The organism is Methanococcoides orientis (assembly GCF_021184045.1).
In the GTDB taxonomy this organism is placed as follows: Archaea; Halobacteriota; Methanosarcinia; order Methanosarcinales; family Methanosarcinaceae; genus Methanococcoides; species Methanococcoides orientis.
This window is the reverse complement of the sequence record NZ_CP073710.1, coordinates 2232172-2247917: the sequence shown is the minus strand read 5'-3', so window position 1 is coordinate 2247917 and position 15746 is coordinate 2232172. Positions and strand designations below refer to the sequence as shown.

General features: G+C 44.0%; 15 protein-coding genes. 2 read left to right on the top strand and 13 right to left on the bottom strand.

The window, feature by feature from the left end:
• Positions 1 to 100: 100 nt before the first annotated feature.
• Together J7W08_RS10930 and J7W08_RS10925 are read right to left on the bottom strand one after the other, a co-directional pair.
• Complete coding sequence (locus J7W08_RS10930) at positions 101 to 2017, bottom strand: sodium:solute symporter family protein (protein WP_233084474.1); 1917 nt, start codon at positions 2015 to 2017, stop codon at positions 101 to 103.
• Between the two features lie 255 nt (positions 2018 to 2272).
• Positions 2273 to 3247, bottom strand: coding sequence for a radical SAM protein (locus tag J7W08_RS10925; protein WP_233084473.1), 975 nt, complete (start codon positions 3245 to 3247; stop codon positions 2273 to 2275).
• Positions 3248 to 3574: 327 nt separating this feature from the next.
• Between J7W08_RS10925 and J7W08_RS10920 the strand changes: the two genes are divergently transcribed.
• Positions 3575 to 5233 (top strand): DEAD/DEAH box helicase, encoded by a 1659-nt coding sequence (locus tag J7W08_RS10920; RefSeq protein ID WP_233084472.1) that lies wholly within the window; start codon positions 3575 to 3577, stop codon positions 5231 to 5233.
• A gap of 43 nt (positions 5234 to 5276) precedes the next feature.
• Positions 5277 to 6299: a DUF7544 domain-containing protein gene (locus tag J7W08_RS10915; RefSeq protein WP_233084471.1), complete on the top strand. Its 1023-nt coding sequence runs from the start codon at positions 5277 to 5279 to the stop codon at positions 6297 to 6299.
• A gap of 193 nt (positions 6300 to 6492) precedes the next feature.
• Here the strand turns inward: J7W08_RS10915 and rpl12p are convergent, their stop codons facing one another.
• From rpl12p to J7W08_RS10860, 11 genes are all read right to left on the bottom strand, one after another.
• Positions 6493 to 6798, bottom strand: coding sequence for a 50S ribosomal protein P1 (gene rpl12p, locus J7W08_RS10910; RefSeq protein ID WP_048193504.1), 306 nt, complete (start codon positions 6796 to 6798; stop codon positions 6493 to 6495).
• A 46-nt stretch (positions 6799 to 6844) separates the two neighbouring features.
• Positions 6845 to 7870, bottom strand: coding sequence for a 50S ribosomal protein L10 (locus J7W08_RS10905; RefSeq protein ID WP_233085771.1), 1026 nt, complete (start codon positions 7868 to 7870; stop codon positions 6845 to 6847).
• Complete coding sequence (locus tag J7W08_RS10900; RefSeq protein WP_233084470.1) at positions 7867 to 8508, bottom strand: 50S ribosomal protein L1; 642 nt, start codon at positions 8506 to 8508, stop codon at positions 7867 to 7869. The genes J7W08_RS10905 and J7W08_RS10900 overlap by 4 nt, the downstream gene beginning before the upstream one ends.
• A gap of 234 nt (positions 8509 to 8742) precedes the next feature.
• Entirely contained in the window at positions 8743 to 9231 is a 489-nt protein-coding gene (locus J7W08_RS10895) for a 50S ribosomal protein L11 (protein ID WP_233084469.1), read from the bottom strand.
• Between the two features lie 65 nt (positions 9232 to 9296).
• A complete protein-coding gene (locus J7W08_RS10890; RefSeq protein ID WP_048193500.1) occupies positions 9297 to 9755 on the bottom strand; it encodes a transcription elongation factor Spt5 in 459 nt (152 codons plus the stop codon).
• A 4-nt stretch (positions 9756 to 9759) separates the two neighbouring features.
• On the bottom strand, positions 9760 to 9957 hold the full coding sequence (locus tag J7W08_RS10885; RefSeq protein WP_233084468.1) for a protein translocase SEC61 complex subunit gamma: 198 nt from the start codon (positions 9955 to 9957) through the stop codon (positions 9760 to 9762).
• 200 nt (positions 9958 to 10157) lie between these two features.
• Entirely contained in the window at positions 10158 to 11261 is a 1104-nt protein-coding gene (ftsZ, locus tag J7W08_RS10880; protein WP_233084467.1) for a cell division protein FtsZ, read from the bottom strand.
• A 106-nt stretch (positions 11262 to 11367) separates the two neighbouring features.
• The gene (locus J7W08_RS10875; protein WP_233084466.1) at positions 11368 to 12804 is read right to left on the bottom strand and encodes a D-aminoacyl-tRNA deacylase; all 1437 of its coding nucleotides are present in this window, start codon (positions 12802 to 12804) and stop codon (positions 11368 to 11370) included.
• Between the two features lie 268 nt (positions 12805 to 13072).
• Positions 13073 to 13411: a DsrE family protein gene (locus tag J7W08_RS10870; protein ID WP_233084465.1), complete on the bottom strand. Its 339-nt coding sequence runs from the start codon at positions 13409 to 13411 to the stop codon at positions 13073 to 13075.
• Between the two features lie 96 nt (positions 13412 to 13507).
• A complete protein-coding gene (locus tag J7W08_RS10865; RefSeq protein WP_233084464.1) occupies positions 13508 to 14335 on the bottom strand; it encodes a class I SAM-dependent methyltransferase in 828 nt (275 codons plus the stop codon).
• Between the two features lie 26 nt (positions 14336 to 14361).
• Positions 14362 to 15726: an NAD-dependent succinate-semialdehyde dehydrogenase gene (locus tag J7W08_RS10860; protein WP_233084463.1), complete on the bottom strand. Its 1365-nt coding sequence runs from the start codon at positions 15724 to 15726 to the stop codon at positions 14362 to 14364.
• Between the last annotated feature and the right edge of the window lie 20 nt (positions 15727 to 15746).

Below are 15746 nucleotides of genomic sequence, written 5' to 3'. Positions count from 1 at the left end.
CACAAACAGTTTATCAAAAAAATAATGGGTCCCATTGGTAAAAAAGGTTATTGAAAAAAAAGAGATAGCACTCCCGAAGAACGGGAGTGAAACTTAAAAATTACTCGTTGTTTGCCATTGTGAGGAGAACACCTGTCTCTTCAAGAGCAGCTGCAACCTCTTTATATGCAATGAAAAGTTCCCTTTTCTGCATCTCAACAGAATCTACAGGTGGCTCGGATGCAAACCAGATATCTTTCTCGCTTTCACCACGTGTGATGGAAACACATGCAAGCATGTCAGCCTGGATCAACCGGTACACAGAATCAATGCCTGTTGGAGTGACCCATGCAGGATAGGATTCTTTTAGCTGGTCAACGAATTTAGTCCAGTTAACTGTTGCAGAGCCTTCAAGTCTCAAATGAAGGTGTGCACGCTCCCCTGTGACCTGCGCATCGACATTATTGAGGAATTTCTGGTACTCTGCACTCTTCTCATCCACTGTTTGTGCCTCGTGACTTGCCAGCTCTTCTGCTGCTTCCTTAAAGAATGGAGCAAGATTGATGATGTGGGATGGCCTTGTCATAAACGAAACACCAAAGAATGCAATTCCACTCAATGCCATTCCGACAATGACACCATGGCCCATAAGGACCGGATGTACGGTTTCAAGATATGGAGGAGCCATAGGTGCGGTCATTGAAAGATCATAGACAGTAAAGGAGATCTGTGCAATAGCACCAACAAGAAGACCTGCCAATGCACCTTCCTTTGTAGCACGTTTCCAGTAAAGTCCACCCATCAGAGGGAAGAAATAGGACGCACTTGCGATGAAAGTTGCAATGTGGATCGCATCGATGATACTGTTAATGAAGAATGAGCCCACAGTTGCTGCGCCAACTATGAAAAGTACACTGAGTCTGTTGATAGCAAGCATCTGCTTCATTGTTGCATCCGGTTTTACAAATCTCTGGTAAATATCACGTGAGACACATGATGCACCTGATGTAGCAAAAGTATCAGCACAGGACATTGAAGCTGCTGCAAGGCCAATTGCACTTATACCGATCACTGCAGGTGAAAAAGTGCTTACTATATAGGTCAGTAATGCAGGCTCTGCCTGAGCCATTCCCATTGGGAATCCTGCTGCAGCGATCTCCGGATACAATGCATTCAGTCCGATGGCAATAACTGCACATGCAGCAAATACGATGGTGACCAAAAGGGAACCGAGTACCAGACCATTCCTTGCGGAAGTTGAATCCTTAGCTGCCCAGACCTTCTGCCATGGGTCCTGTTCAGTGATCCATCCCGGAACGATCGCAAATACGAAGATCAGAACCATTGGCATACCGATGATGAATGGATTCCACCAGTCAGTAGGAACACCAGAGAAAAGATCAGCTGCTGTTGAAATATCAGCAACACCTGAGGTAGCTGAATCAACTGCGAGGAATGCCATTACAATTGCAAATATGGAAAGGAACGCGAACTGGATCACATCGGTCCAGACAACAGCACTCAAACCACCAAGGGTAACATACACAGATACTGCAAGGGCAACGATCAGAGCCGCATATATCGGATCAAGTCCATAGAATATCTGAAGAACAAGAGCAAAACCCTTGATATCAGCAACTGCGAAAAGTATCATCACGATAGCAATGATGATCCCCACCGGAGCACGGATAGCAGAACTGTACCTCTGTTCAAGAAGCTCTGCCTGTGTGATAGCAGGAAGGTGTTTGATCCTTTTCACGAATATAGCGATTATAAGCAGTGCAAGAATGTTCGGTGCTACGAAACCCCATATAGAGCCCATTCCAAGTAGCATGAAGAATCCTATCACGGCTAATATTCCACCAGCGGTCAGCCACGAAGCTGCCGATGAGAATCCGATTCCTATCGCACCGATCTTACGACCAGCGAGCCAGAAATCAGTTACTGTCTTTTGTCTTTTTGTAAAGTACCAACCAACGCCGATCAGTCCACAAAGGTAGACTGCAAGCATTGCCATAAACAATTGATAACCATCCATAATTAAACCTCAAAATAATTTATTTCATTTATCAAGATGTATTTCTAAATTATTGAAATGAACCAAATAACATATTCTTATTAAAGAGTACTAAGGACATATTTGGTTTAATATATAAACTCTTTCAAAATAAAAAGCAATTTCACATTCAAAAAATACATCAAATTAATGGAGAACAATATTTAAAAACTGGATGAAAACTACCATATTTCACATCATTATAGATACAGATGAACTAAGAAATATTCGAAAAGATCACATCCACTCATAATGCTGTAAGACCTCGAGATTCAGATCATACATCAGGCTATTTTCAACATAACCAAAAAAGAAGCATCCTTCACAATTTTCTGTCAATTCCTTTTGACGGACTTTTGAGCTTTTCCACACATTGACGATACCGTCCTTCACATTACCTAAACGCTCCCTGTGAATACGGCAGTTCTCAATAGAACCATCTGCAGTAACATCCAGGATCAAATTATTGACATGGCAATTATATCCCTTTTTCAGCTCTTTTATCATTTTTAGATAGGTAAGTGAATTTATAATTGGATAACCAGCATTTTTCATCTCGATTATGCGATCTACCGTACATCGGTATTTTTCCATATCACGAATGCCCATGTTGCCCCAGACATCCTCTTTGATCCCCCTGAACTCATACAGAGGCTCAAATGAGATCTTCACATCGATATCTTGTGCCAGCTGGATAAGTTCTTCGATGTCATCAAGGTTCTTACCACTGATAACACAGTTCATCAACAGAGGATTTTTCAGCTTGTCCCTGACAGCCATAATGGCATCCAGTATTATCTCAAAATCAATGCCACGTATCTCTTTGTAGCTTTTTGTCCCATCCACAGAAACAGAAAGATAATCAAGGTCATCAAGGTCATTTATCCTTTCTTTCAGCAATTTACCATTAGTTATCAGGGACGTGATCATACCCTTACTTTTAGCATACGCAAGGATCTGGGGCAGGTCTTCCCGAAGAAGAGGTTCGACCGTCCAGGCATTATAGGCCCCAATACCGAAAGAGTGAGCATCATCAAGCATCCTGAAAATATCATCGAGGCTCATCTCATCTCCCGGCTTCTTCCAGTATTCACAAAAGCTACAGCTCATGTTACATCTCGAATTGACCGCATGTGAGAGAACAAAAGGTCTCTTTCGTACCCTCATCTGCCAGATCGCACGTGCTGCGATGGTGGGAGAAAATTTAGACATGGTTACTCTTTGATCGAATGCTCATTAAAGTGCACTATATCTTCCATCGGTATTGATAAAACTTAGCATTTGTCCGGTATATACTATACTACTATATTTTTGAAAGGATGTTTCCAAAGCTCCTTTTTTTGCTTCTTATAGGACAATGTTTATAAGCAGAAAGATTCATGAAAGGGCATCTGAAACGAAATAGGTTAAAAACCCCCATCATAATTAATATAAAAATGATTTCTAACAAGATTTCCGGTGGGGATTTGCCAAGAACGAGAGACAAAGACGTTGCTCTTCTTCTTTTAAGAATTAGATATATATTAACAGGTAATCATCATGGAATCATTTAAAAACCTAGGGATCGAAGAAGCGATCCTAAGATCAATCGAAGAAAAGAATTTTGAAGCCCCTACGGAAATTCAGTCAATGGCAATCCCGCTTATCCTTGAAGGAAAGGATATAATTGGAGGAGCAGCTACCGGATCCGGCAAAACACTCGCATTCGGATGTGGCATTATCCAGAAAATTGAGACTGGAAGGGGAATAAAGGCCCTGGTCCTCACCCCTACAAGGGAACTGGCAGAGCAGGTCCATAACTCACTGAAAGAGTTCTCCCGTCACAAGAGATTAAAAATTGCATCAATCTACGGTGGAGTTGCAATTGGCCCACAGATGAGGCAACTTGAAAAAGCAGATATTGTTGTTGCGACACCTGGCAGACTTCTGGACCATATTGGAAGAGGTACAATAGACCTTGACAACGTAGAAATGCTGGTCCTTGATGAAGCAGACAGAATGCTTGACATGGGATTCATCGATGATGTTGAAGATATCGTTAAAGAGTGTCCGGAAGAAAGACAAACATTGCTTTTCTCAGCAACTGTTTCCAAGGACATAAAGTACCTCTCACGCAAGTACATGAACGAGCCTCAGAAAGTCTTTGCAAAAGCACATGTAGACCCTGAAAAGCTTGAACAGGTATATTATGATGTTCCAAAACCAATTAAATTCTCCCTGCTTGTCCACCTCCTGAAAAAAGAGAGGTCAGGATTAGTGATGGTTTTCTGTAACACACGAAGCAATGTAGATTTCGTCCAGAAGAACCTCAGGAAAAATGACATTGATGCGATCGCTATACATGGTGGTCACACCCAGGCAAAAAGAAAGAGCACACTCCACAAGTTCCATTCAAGTGAAGCACATGCACTTGTCTGTACAGATGTTGCTGCTCGTGGTCTGGACATTCCTCATGTATCACATGTCTACAATTATGACATCCCTGATGATGTTAATGAATATGTACACAGGATAGGCAGAACCGCAAGAGCAGGCAAGGAAGGAAAGGTCATCAACGTTTTAACAGACAGAGAGGCAGATGCTTTCCAAAAGCTCGTGAGACATCACCGCAAGTTCACAATCACAAAGGAAGCTGTACCTGATGTTGAAAGGGTAGTCATAAAGGACGAAAAAGATAAACGTCATGACAGGAACAGCTTCAAAAAATCCGGCGGACGTCGCAGATCAGAAGGACGCGGAGGCCAAAAAAGGTCTGGAGGATATGGCGGATCTAAGCCGAAAAGTGATGAAGACTCCGGAAGATCAGAAGGACGCGGAGGCCAAAAAAGGTCCGGAGGATATGGCGGATCTAAGCCGAAAAGTGGCGAAGGCTCTGGAAGATCAGAAGGACGCGGAGGCCAAAAAAGGTCCGGAGGATATGGCGGATCTAAGCCGAAAAGTGGCGAAGGCTCTGGAAGATCAGAAGGACGCGGAGGCCAAAAAAGGTCCGGAGGATATGGCGGATCTAAGCCGAAAAGTGGCGAAGGCTCTGGAAGATCAGAAGGACGCGGAGGCCAAAAAAGGTCCGGAGGATATGATGGATCTAAGTCAAGAAGTGGTGAAGGCTCTGGAAGATCAGAAGGATATGGCGGATCCAAAAAATCCGGCGCACGTACCGGATTTAAGAAGAGAACCGGAGTTAAAAGACAGACAGAGTGACCTTACCGGTCACCTTTTTATATAAACATCATTAGTTCTTTTTATGGACTGGTTTGTAGTAAATGCAGTAGGCAAAGCTCTCAGAAGAACGAGACAATGCCTGCTGGAACCGTTCGATCTAAAAAAGTGGCTGAAACTTGCGATCATCGTCGCCTTAGCAGGCGGAGGAGGAAGTTCAGGTTACAACGGTTCAACACCTAACACAGGCAACAGTGACTTACCAGACCTCCCTTTTTCTTACATTCCAAATGGAAATGTATTCGTTGACCAGATAACATCCACACCCGACCTGCCATTGATACTTGCAATTGTAGGATCTATCGGACTATTTATCCTGATATTGTGGTATATCTCATCAGTAATGGATTTTGTTTTTGTGGAATCCATCACAAAAAATGATGTTAGGTTATGGGAATCCTCTAAAAGATACATGAGGATGGGACTGAACCTTTTCATAATACGCTTTGTTCTGGCAATAGGTTTCTTTGCCATATTCATAATGGCAGCACTACCCCTAATCATTCAGATGATCAATGACCCTGCCACAAGTTTTATGCCCATGCTTATTGCAGGAGGAATGAGCCTTGTTGCAATCATATTGATAATATGGATATTTAGCACCATTATATACTCTTTTATCTACCTATGCATCCCCATTTCGATGTATGATGAGATCGGGATAATTGAGGCCCTGGAAAAAGTAGTGGCAACATTCAGGCAGGACTGGAAACAGATGATAGCTTACTGGTTCGGAAGATTCATCCTCTGGACCGGAGGTGGGGTTGCATTCGGAATCATTATACTCCTCCTCATGTTGATGCCAGGATTGCTTTTCCTGTTAATTGATGGTATTATATACTTTGCACTTTCAGAAATCGTTCAGCAGAGTATCATATGGCTGATCCTTGCACCATTTGCAGCCATAGAGATAGCATTGTTGATACTTTTCTCAATAATGGGAATCATGCCATTGCATGTATTTATGAAATATCACATGCTGGTATTTCTTGAAAAATGGAGTAAGGATACCACAATCCCATTTTTTGAGCTTGCCGATGAGAATTAAGAATCATTGGACAGCTACTTTAAAATAAGTTTATGATTGCCCATAAGGATCTATTCGATTTTTGACTAACGATAGTTCTGATAGAGAGATCAAACAGTAAAAAGAGACAGTGTAAGTATTTATGAATTTAAAGTGAGTAAAGAAAAAAAAGATTGGTGATACCCGCATGATGCGAGTATCGTTTTGAAAGAAATTATCCGAAGAGTGCTCCGAGACCAGCCATGCCGCTCTCTTCTTCTTCAGCTTTCTCTTCTTCTGCAGGAGCTTCTTCAGCTGCTGCAGGTGCCTCTGCTGCTGCAGGTGCTGCTGCTGCAGGTGCAGCGAATGCTGCGGTTGCCATTGCGTCTGCGATGTCAACATCTTCGAGTGCTGCGACAAGTGCCTTTGCACGTGCATCGTTAACGTCTACTCCAGCTGCAGTGAGTACTGCTGTAACTGCTTCTTCTGTAATGTCTTTCTCAGCGTTGTGTAGTAAAAGTGCTGCGTATATGTATTCCATTGTAAATCACCTTTTATGTTATTAATATTAATTTTTTAATAGTAGTTTATCCAAAGAGTGCTCCAAGACCAGCAGCCATGCCGCCCTCTTCTTCCTCTTCTTTTTCTTCTTCCTTCTCTTCAACGACCTCTTCAGCTGCAGATTCAACTGGTGCTGCTGATGCAGCTGCGCCAAGTGCCTCTTTCAGCTCATCGTCAACTGCGCCCTCATCCTTAGCGGATGCAGCGGATGCAACAGACATCATCTCGCCCTGTGCCTTACCAAGCAGGATATCCATGACATCCGGCTCGAATACCACAGCGTTGACAGCAACGTTCTTTGATTCTGAAGCTGCTTTTGCAAGTAATGTGCTGATGTTTTCAGTTGTTGGGTACACTGCGTTGACAGACAGGTTGAATGCCTGCTGAGTAGCCTGTACGAAGTCTGCGAAGATCTGTTCCTCATCAATTGCGAGTACGTCAGGAGTAAAGATTGATCCTTCTTCCATAACAGCCCTTAGATCGAGACCCACTTCAAGTGGATAGATCTCCAGCCTTGTAAGCATAGCTGCGAGCTTCTGGGGTACGACCTCTCCGGCCTTTGCAACTGCCTTGGTCTCCTTGATAACGACCTTACCGCCGTCGATTGCAGCAGGAATTCCTGCAGCCTGCATATCGCCCAGTATAGGTCCTGGTGGGAAGCTTGTTGGACCTGCTTCCACAATAATATCATTAGGAGTGACCATTCCGCCTTTGATAGGGGAAGGACTCTTGCTCTTCTCAAGCAACTTGTAGAGTTTGAAAGGATTCTCTTCTGTGAATATCAGTGCAGTCTGAACCTCAACATAATCATCCATTTTCTTGATATCATCGGATGACTCATCGAGCGCTCTTTTTATGAGAGAGTTTCTGGACACCTTCAGGACAGCAACGTCCTTAAGGCTCCTTCTCATTGCCTGAAGCTGTTTTGCAGGAATGCCTCCAATACCCACAACACCTAATAATGGATATGATGTGACGAGTCCCTTGATGTCCTCTACCTCATCTTTCTTCCATTTAGGGATATGTTCACTGTGGTGAAGTTCTGCCATTATACCAACCTCACAGATTTACCCATAGTAGTCGTAACATAGACCGATTTAAGGTTATGTTTACCTTTTTCGAGTGAGTTCTCGACCCTGCTCAGAACTGTCTCGATGTTCTCTGCCAGCTTTTCGACATCCATGTCTCTGCGACCAATTGCTACGTGGAACGTAAGTCTGTCTTTTGACCTTATACGAATAGAGTTCTTCGTACTGTTGATAAGATCTGCGACGTTCTTATCAGGAGTCAAAGGTACAGGCATCTTTCCACGAGGACCGAGAATTGCACCGAGGGTCTTACCGATCAGAGGCATGTACTGCACTTCTGAAATGAAGAAGTCGCACTCATTTGCAAGACTTCTTGCCTTGGATTTATCCTCGCCAAGTTCTTGGATATCCTCTTCGGTCAGAACATAGTCTGAACCAGCATCTTTAGCATTGAGTCCAACTTCACCCTTTGCGAAAACAGCGATCTTAAGGGATTTACCAAGACCATTGGGAAGAATTATCTCTTCGTCCACACGGTTCTTAGGTTGACTCATATCGAGGTTCTTTAAGTTAATTGCCAGATCCACACTTTCAGAGAACTTACGTTCAGGGGACCCTTCGACTAACTCTTTTACTAGATTTAAAGTAGTCTCTTCTACCATTCTATTCCTCCCGTAGTTAATGAACAAATGTTCAGATACAGGGTCATACCCCGTATCCGGAGGGCACACGAGATTGCATGCCAACCGATGCGACCGCTACGGCCTACTACGGTTAAAGTAAGGAGATTTTCATCTCAATTACGAGCACTTCAATAATGAAGCAATTATTTTAAACTTGTCGGTCAGCCTGGGCGGCCGACCAATTCATTTGATACTAAGATCAGATATCGATCCTTAATTCCATGCTTCTGCTGCAAGAGCTTCGTCAAACTTGCCCTCATCAACAGCTTTCTGGCATTCCCTTGGATCAAGACCTTCTACAGTAACGCCCATTGGTACACATGTACCCATGACCTCTTTAACTGCAGCCTTGAGGGAATAGGAAAGGATATCGTCTTTTTTCATGCGAGCGACCTTTGCAGCCTGTGCAATTGAAAGATCACCAACATTGACAGTACCGGCTTCACCGGAGCCTTTCTCAATGTTCAGTTCCTTAAGGATCAATGCGGATGTTGGTGGAGTACCCACTTCAATCTCGACATTCTTGTCGTCATCGACAATTACCTTAACAGGAACCTGCATTCCATTGTAATCTTTAGTTTTGTCATTGATCTTATCGATCACGTCTTTGATATTTACACCAAGAGGTCCCAATGCTGGACCAAGTGGAGGGCCCGGATTTGCTTTACCTCCAGGAACCAAGGCTTCTACAACACTTGCCATTAAGATTCACCTTTTTAATTTTATAAATTTAGTTTTAGTTAATGAATATAATCATGCGGTACAGATCAGGATTCTTCCTTCCTGAGTATCCGTACAGTATCACCACGTATAGTTATAGGTATTGGTACAACAGCATCGAACAGCTCGACCGTGATTTCCTCGTGACCCTCATCAACACGCTTTACACGTGCCTTTTCGCCCTTGAAAGGACCGGAGGTTACCTCGATGATCGCACCTTCCACAATACCTGTGACGGTTGGTTTTGGTGTAAGGAAATGTTCGATCTCCGCTATACTGGACTGGCCTTTAACAACGGTCCTTGCATGAGGAACCGTCTGAATAGCCTGTTCTACAGCACCGGAATCGGACGATTCCAGAAGTACATAGCCTTTAAGCTCATCCGGAGCAATTATAGCTCTTATGTCGAGATTGTCCTTTCTGGCAACCTGAGCCAACATCCCGGCAACTGAACGCTCTTGATTAGCAGTTGTCTTAACAACAAATATAGCGGCATCTTCACTCATACAGTTACACCCACTTCGGCACTTCCGTCAGCAGTACATAGATAATGAAACCAACAAAACCTACTAGCAAAATACCGGCACCAGCAACCTTAGAGATCATGAGGAACTCTTCCCTTGAAGGCTTCTTGGACAATTTCAATACCCTCAGGTATGACTTAAGGACTTGACCGACATTACGGTTTATCTTAGGCGCTTCAAACATATTACCTGCCAAACTTCTCACAACCAGTTTCAGTATATTAAATATGATTGACCGGGGTTGACCAAATTCAGAGTACCAACACCTCGATCAGACTATAAATTCTAGCGGCGTTTAAATAACGTACTATATAAAATACCTTTCGATTGAACCCCACAAAAATAATTTGGTTCAAATTAGAAAGAGAAGGAGATAACTCCTTTTCATTTTACGAAATCAATACCGTATTTTCGAGTAACGTTCTGGGAACTTCCACTACCATAGATCTGTGGAGATTTCACACCTGTTACAACAAGCATTGTGCGGACAGAGTGCTCAAGCTCAGGATCTACCTGTGCTCCCCAGATCAACCTTGCATTTGGATCGATCCTGCTGTAGACTTCCTGTACAACGCTCTCTGCTTCTGCAATGGTCATATCCGGACCACCTACAACATTCACAAGAGCGGAAGTAGCACCGGAGATATCCACATCAAGAAGAGGGCTCCTCAATGCTTTCTGGACAGATTCCACAGCCTTGTTCTCACCGTCGGCTTCACCAAGACCTATCATTGCTACGCCACCGTTCTGCATGACGGTCCTTACATCAGCAAAGTCAAGGTTTACAAGACCAGGTTTTGTGATAAGCTCGGTAATACCTTTTACAGCTCTCATCAAAACCTCATCTGAGACCTTGAAGGCAGCCTGCAATGGTAATCTTGGGACAACCTCAAGGAGCTTGTCATTAGGAACTACGATAACAGTGTCTGCAACATCCCTAAGCCTTTCAAGTCCTGCCTCGGCGTTTGTGCGCCTTACCTGACCTTCGACAGCGAATGGAAGAGTTACCACGGCAATTGTCAAAGCGCCTGTATCACGTGCAGCCTCTGCAACAACCGGAGCGGAACCTGTACCAGTACCACCGCCAAGCCCTGCAGTAATAAACACCATATCAGTGCCATCTACGATCCCACGCACCTCATCAATGCTTTCAAGGGCAGCATCTTCGCCGATCTGCGGCAGACTACCAGCACCAAGACCTCTTGTCTTTTTCTTGCCGATAAGGATCTTGCTCTCGGTAGAAACATTCAAAAGATGTTGTGCATCCGTGTTTATTGCAACAAGTTCTGCGCCCTTGATGCCTTCCTGCGCCATGCGCTGAGCACTGTTTGAACCGCCGCCGCCGCAACCAATGACCTTGATGTTCGTCTGCAGATCTCTAAGCATCGCTTCGAGTTCCGCATTTATGTCATTCTGTTCCGGGACGCTGGAACGAATTTGTGTCTCTTCTACAGATCGTGCCAATGCCTCTTCTACTATGGATTTCATAACATATTCTCCACTATAGCAAAATGATCAAATGTATTATTGGAATTATACAATACTAATACCATACACATGATAGATATTTGTATTATACTTTACCATCTTTCATTCAAAGGATTGCGTTATTCAACACAACACTTTTTTTTGTCCTTTCGCGTACCATTTCTGGCCCGATAACCCTTCCATCTATTGTAACCGACCCACCATTGGCCAGTTTCCCAAACATGGGGCCCGGAGGAACTCCCATTTTTCGTGCGAGATCTGGGTTGAACCTATCATCCGTGATATGCAACACGTTTTCATCGAAAACGTATTCAGTATCATAACGTTCTTTTAGTATTTTAATGCATTCGTTTACCAAAAAGGCAAGGAAGTCCTCTGCATCCTGCTTCCAGAAAGTAAAGAACACATTTGAGACAGTTGCATCCTCCAATTCAAAATACACAATATTTGAGTTCTGAAGTACGTTCTTCAAAGCTGTAATATCCACTGATTTGGCCAGCTTGATAAGTTCCGGATCCACCCTTATAGTTATTACAGATCTGCCATCTTTATCTGAGTCAGCCAGGTCTGCCTCACCCAACCTTTTTCGAATACCTTCGGAGAACTTAACCCGACCCGATGGATCATGCTCCTTCACCTTATGCAGGAAGATCCTGAGATCATCCCAATGGACACCCCTCATCTCTTTGATGTCACTCTCCCTTAGCAGTTCAAGACCAAAGGAAGCCGCCAGATCGCTTACTTTCTTCCGGTCCCCAGATGACATCGATTTCCTGTCACAGTATACCAGATCAGCACCTGACCTCTCAACTGCCTGCCGGAACATACCTTCATCAACATTCTGTAACTGGTAATTCGGGAAATTGTGCCCGAATGTCACATCAGAACTAAAAATAAGGTTAGTTTGCCTTGCAGCATAATGCCCACCCCCAAAACCAATTGCAACAGGACATTTTACCTGCTCCACAGCAAGGATAGCACGAGCAACGATATCACCAACCGCAGTATCGACCCATTCTGATTCAGAACTTCCTATCTCCGCATAAACCGAAGGGACGTTCAGGTCTGAAGGACCATGATGTGTTGACTCCATAGAAACGTCATAGCCAATATCACCAACCATTTCAGACATTGACAGAAGAATGGAACGTAAAGCAAATGGAGCTGCTTTTGCCAGCTCACCCGGATTACCACCGAAATCAGCTGATCCCGGATTTCCTGTAAAATGAGAAGTAAGCAACCGCCGCCCATCTGCACTCCTGTGCTTGGAAGCAAAAATTATGAGATCACAGGGAAGACCGGCATTCTTTAATTTTTCATCGACGCCATCCTGATAGATATGATGTTCCTTGACCTCAACGATCCGGAAATTGCCACTCTCATAAACCTCAGCAACATCTTCGACCATAGAAGAAGGAACCTCCAGAGGGGTCCATTCCCTGAGCCTTAGCAAATGATCCTTTATGTTCTGTCCTGCCATATCAACGGTGGAACAGATAATGATTATGTTTGTAGAACTTTCCTTATCGCTAGTTGTCTGCATAGTTATAGGACTCCGATCCAGGTTTGACACTCAAAATCAATATATGTATTCTAAGTTTTGTTCGGATCGACAAAAATACGAACCAAACCAAGAACATATGAAATAGTTCCAAATTATAATATATCCTTTCCGATTGGAACTATCGTGGCTGTTGAAAATATATAGATAGATTGATGTGGAAACCATAAATAAACAAATTCATGACATCGACGGAGAAAATATCCAAAAATTCAGATCTGACTCATAAAGTAATGATCAGTTGCCCTTCCTAGGAGTATTCCAGGAACATCTCAGCTATCTCTTGCGACTCGATGAGCTCAATACCAGAGATAAGCTCCTCCCCTTTCAGTCCTATGATCGATGCTCCAAGTTTGCAGCACTTGAATTGCACACCCATTTCCATGCATTCCCTGATCTTTTCATCGTAGGCAGGGGACCCACACTTGTCAGCCTTTCCAAGAATGACACCCATGGGGCCGAACAGGACGACCATCACATCAAGACCCTTTTTGCGATAGTAATTCGCAAACCGAAGGGTCTCCATGGGACTGGTACTTTCATAGACCATATTTTTGAGCAGCAACAATACTTTCGTGACCTCTGTCATACATACACCATACTTGCGTCCTTCAGCGTTTTTATTTGCAGAAACTAGAACAGCACAACTAATAACATTTACCGCCGACAACGATTGAGACAAGGATCATACCTTTACCATATCGAATACCCACCTGCTAACACCCGGAGCAATGTTCCCGCAACGTCGGTAATTGATCACATCAAGTCCCATATCAGAATATTTCCCGATCAGAACTTCGATCTGCTCCCGGGTCTTGAAAGTATAGAAATGCAAATATCCACCAATTTTTACAAGCGGAAGCACATCCTCAAGGAAACGATCCATTCCATAGGGGGTTGGAATTATTACCCTGTCAAACTTTGCATTCAGCATATTCCCAATAAATGATGCATCTGCAAGGAGAGAACTGATGTTATCCCCCACATGATTCAGTCTGATGTTCTCAGCCAGCCATTTACAAGCTGCCGGGTTCTTCTCAAGAGCAATGACATTTGCACCCTTTGCTGCAGCAGGTATTGCAAATGGACCGACACCGCAGAAAGGAACCAGCACATCTTCCCCCTTTTGAACCAGGGAGGATACACGCTTTCTTTCAAATGCAAGCCTGCCATTGAAAAAAACGTCCTTCAGATCCATCTTATACCTCATCCCAAACTCCGCATGAGTTGTTAACGAGCTATCCCCAAGTAAAAGTTCGAAACCTGCAACCCGATGGTCACCTTCCAGCTTTGTCACCTTGTTAAGGACACCACGGATATTGCCCCTCCTTGAAGCTACATACTTTGCAACAGAGAATTTATGATCGTACAATTCGGGAGGGATCGATACAACTGCAACATCCCCGACAATATCAAAACGTTTGGGAATAAGATGACGTATACATTCAGGAAAGTCATCGGGATGCTCAAAGGAAGTCATTGGAAGGATCACCGCTTGTAATGAACCACGCATTGTAAGATCTCATTAATCACAACTCATCAATACACTTTTGTGGACTTAATGTTCATGAACTCATAGAAGCCGAACCTTGAAAGTTCCCTTCCAATTCCACTCTTCTTCACACCGCCAAATGGTAAATTTGCCTCGGGCCTGAAAAAGCCATTCACACCAACGACACCCGCCTGGACCTGGCATGCAAGTGAAGAGGCCTTTACCTCATCCCCGCTCCAGATACTTGCACCCAGACCGAACTCCGTCGCATTGGCAATTCTCATGGCCTCCACCTCATCTTTAACTGCAATGATAGGAGCTATCGGACCAAATGTCTCATTTTTCATGACCTCCATATCAGGCGTCACATTAGAGAGGACAACAGGTGAGAAATAGTAACCCTCACCACCCATACTACCACCCTCAAGTTCCACTTTAGCACCCATTGAAACTGCTTCATTCACCTGTGCTTCAAGCAGTCCCATCTGATCTTCACGCACCAGCGGACCAAGGTCTGTTTCAGGGTCCATCGGATCACCCATTTTAAGTGCGCGGGTCTTTTCCACAAAGAGAGCTGTGAACTCATCTGCAATTGATTCAGCCACAATGAAGCGTTTGGATGAAATGCAGGTCTGACCGGTATTGATAAAACGACCTGAAACAGCAACCTTTGCAGCCATTTCAATATCTGCATCCTCCAATACGATGAAAGGATCACTGCCTCCAAGTTCAAGAACACATTTCTTCATGTTCCTGCCCGCCGTTTCAGCCACTTTCTGACCTGAAGGAAGCCCACCCGTGAATGACACCGCAGCAATTTCCGGCCTTGATATCAATGAGGAAGCCATAGGTCCGTCTACAAGAAGCGTCTGGAACACACCTTTTGGAACACCTGCCTTCTCAAAGACCTCTTCGATCTTAAGAGCACACATCGGAACATAGCTGGAATGCTTCAAAACCATGGTATTTCCACCTGCAAGTACATGGGAAGCAGCACTCAGCACCTGCCAGAGAGGGAAATTCCAGGGTTTGATAGCAAGTATCGCCCCCATAGGCTCGAATGAAATGAAAGCTGAGGGGTCGTCATCCACAACGTCAGGCTCAAGAAGTGACTCAATGTTGGAGGCAAAATAGTCGAACATGCTTGCACATTTCTCAACCTCAGGAAGCGACTGTTTTATGGGCTTGCCCATTTCTTTTGTAATGATCTCTGCAAGGTCCTGTTTCTCCTTTCGAAGCATAGCAGCGACTTCCTCAAGATAAACTGCCCTTTCTGCAGCAGCAAGTGCACTCCATTCCAGGAACGCTTCCCCGGACCTTTTCAGTATCGAATTTACCCCATCAGGAGTATGGAATTCAAAATCACCATTGACCTTCCCATTTGCAGGATTTATTGAGACCATTGCGTTCATATTTGGCTAATTGATCCTGA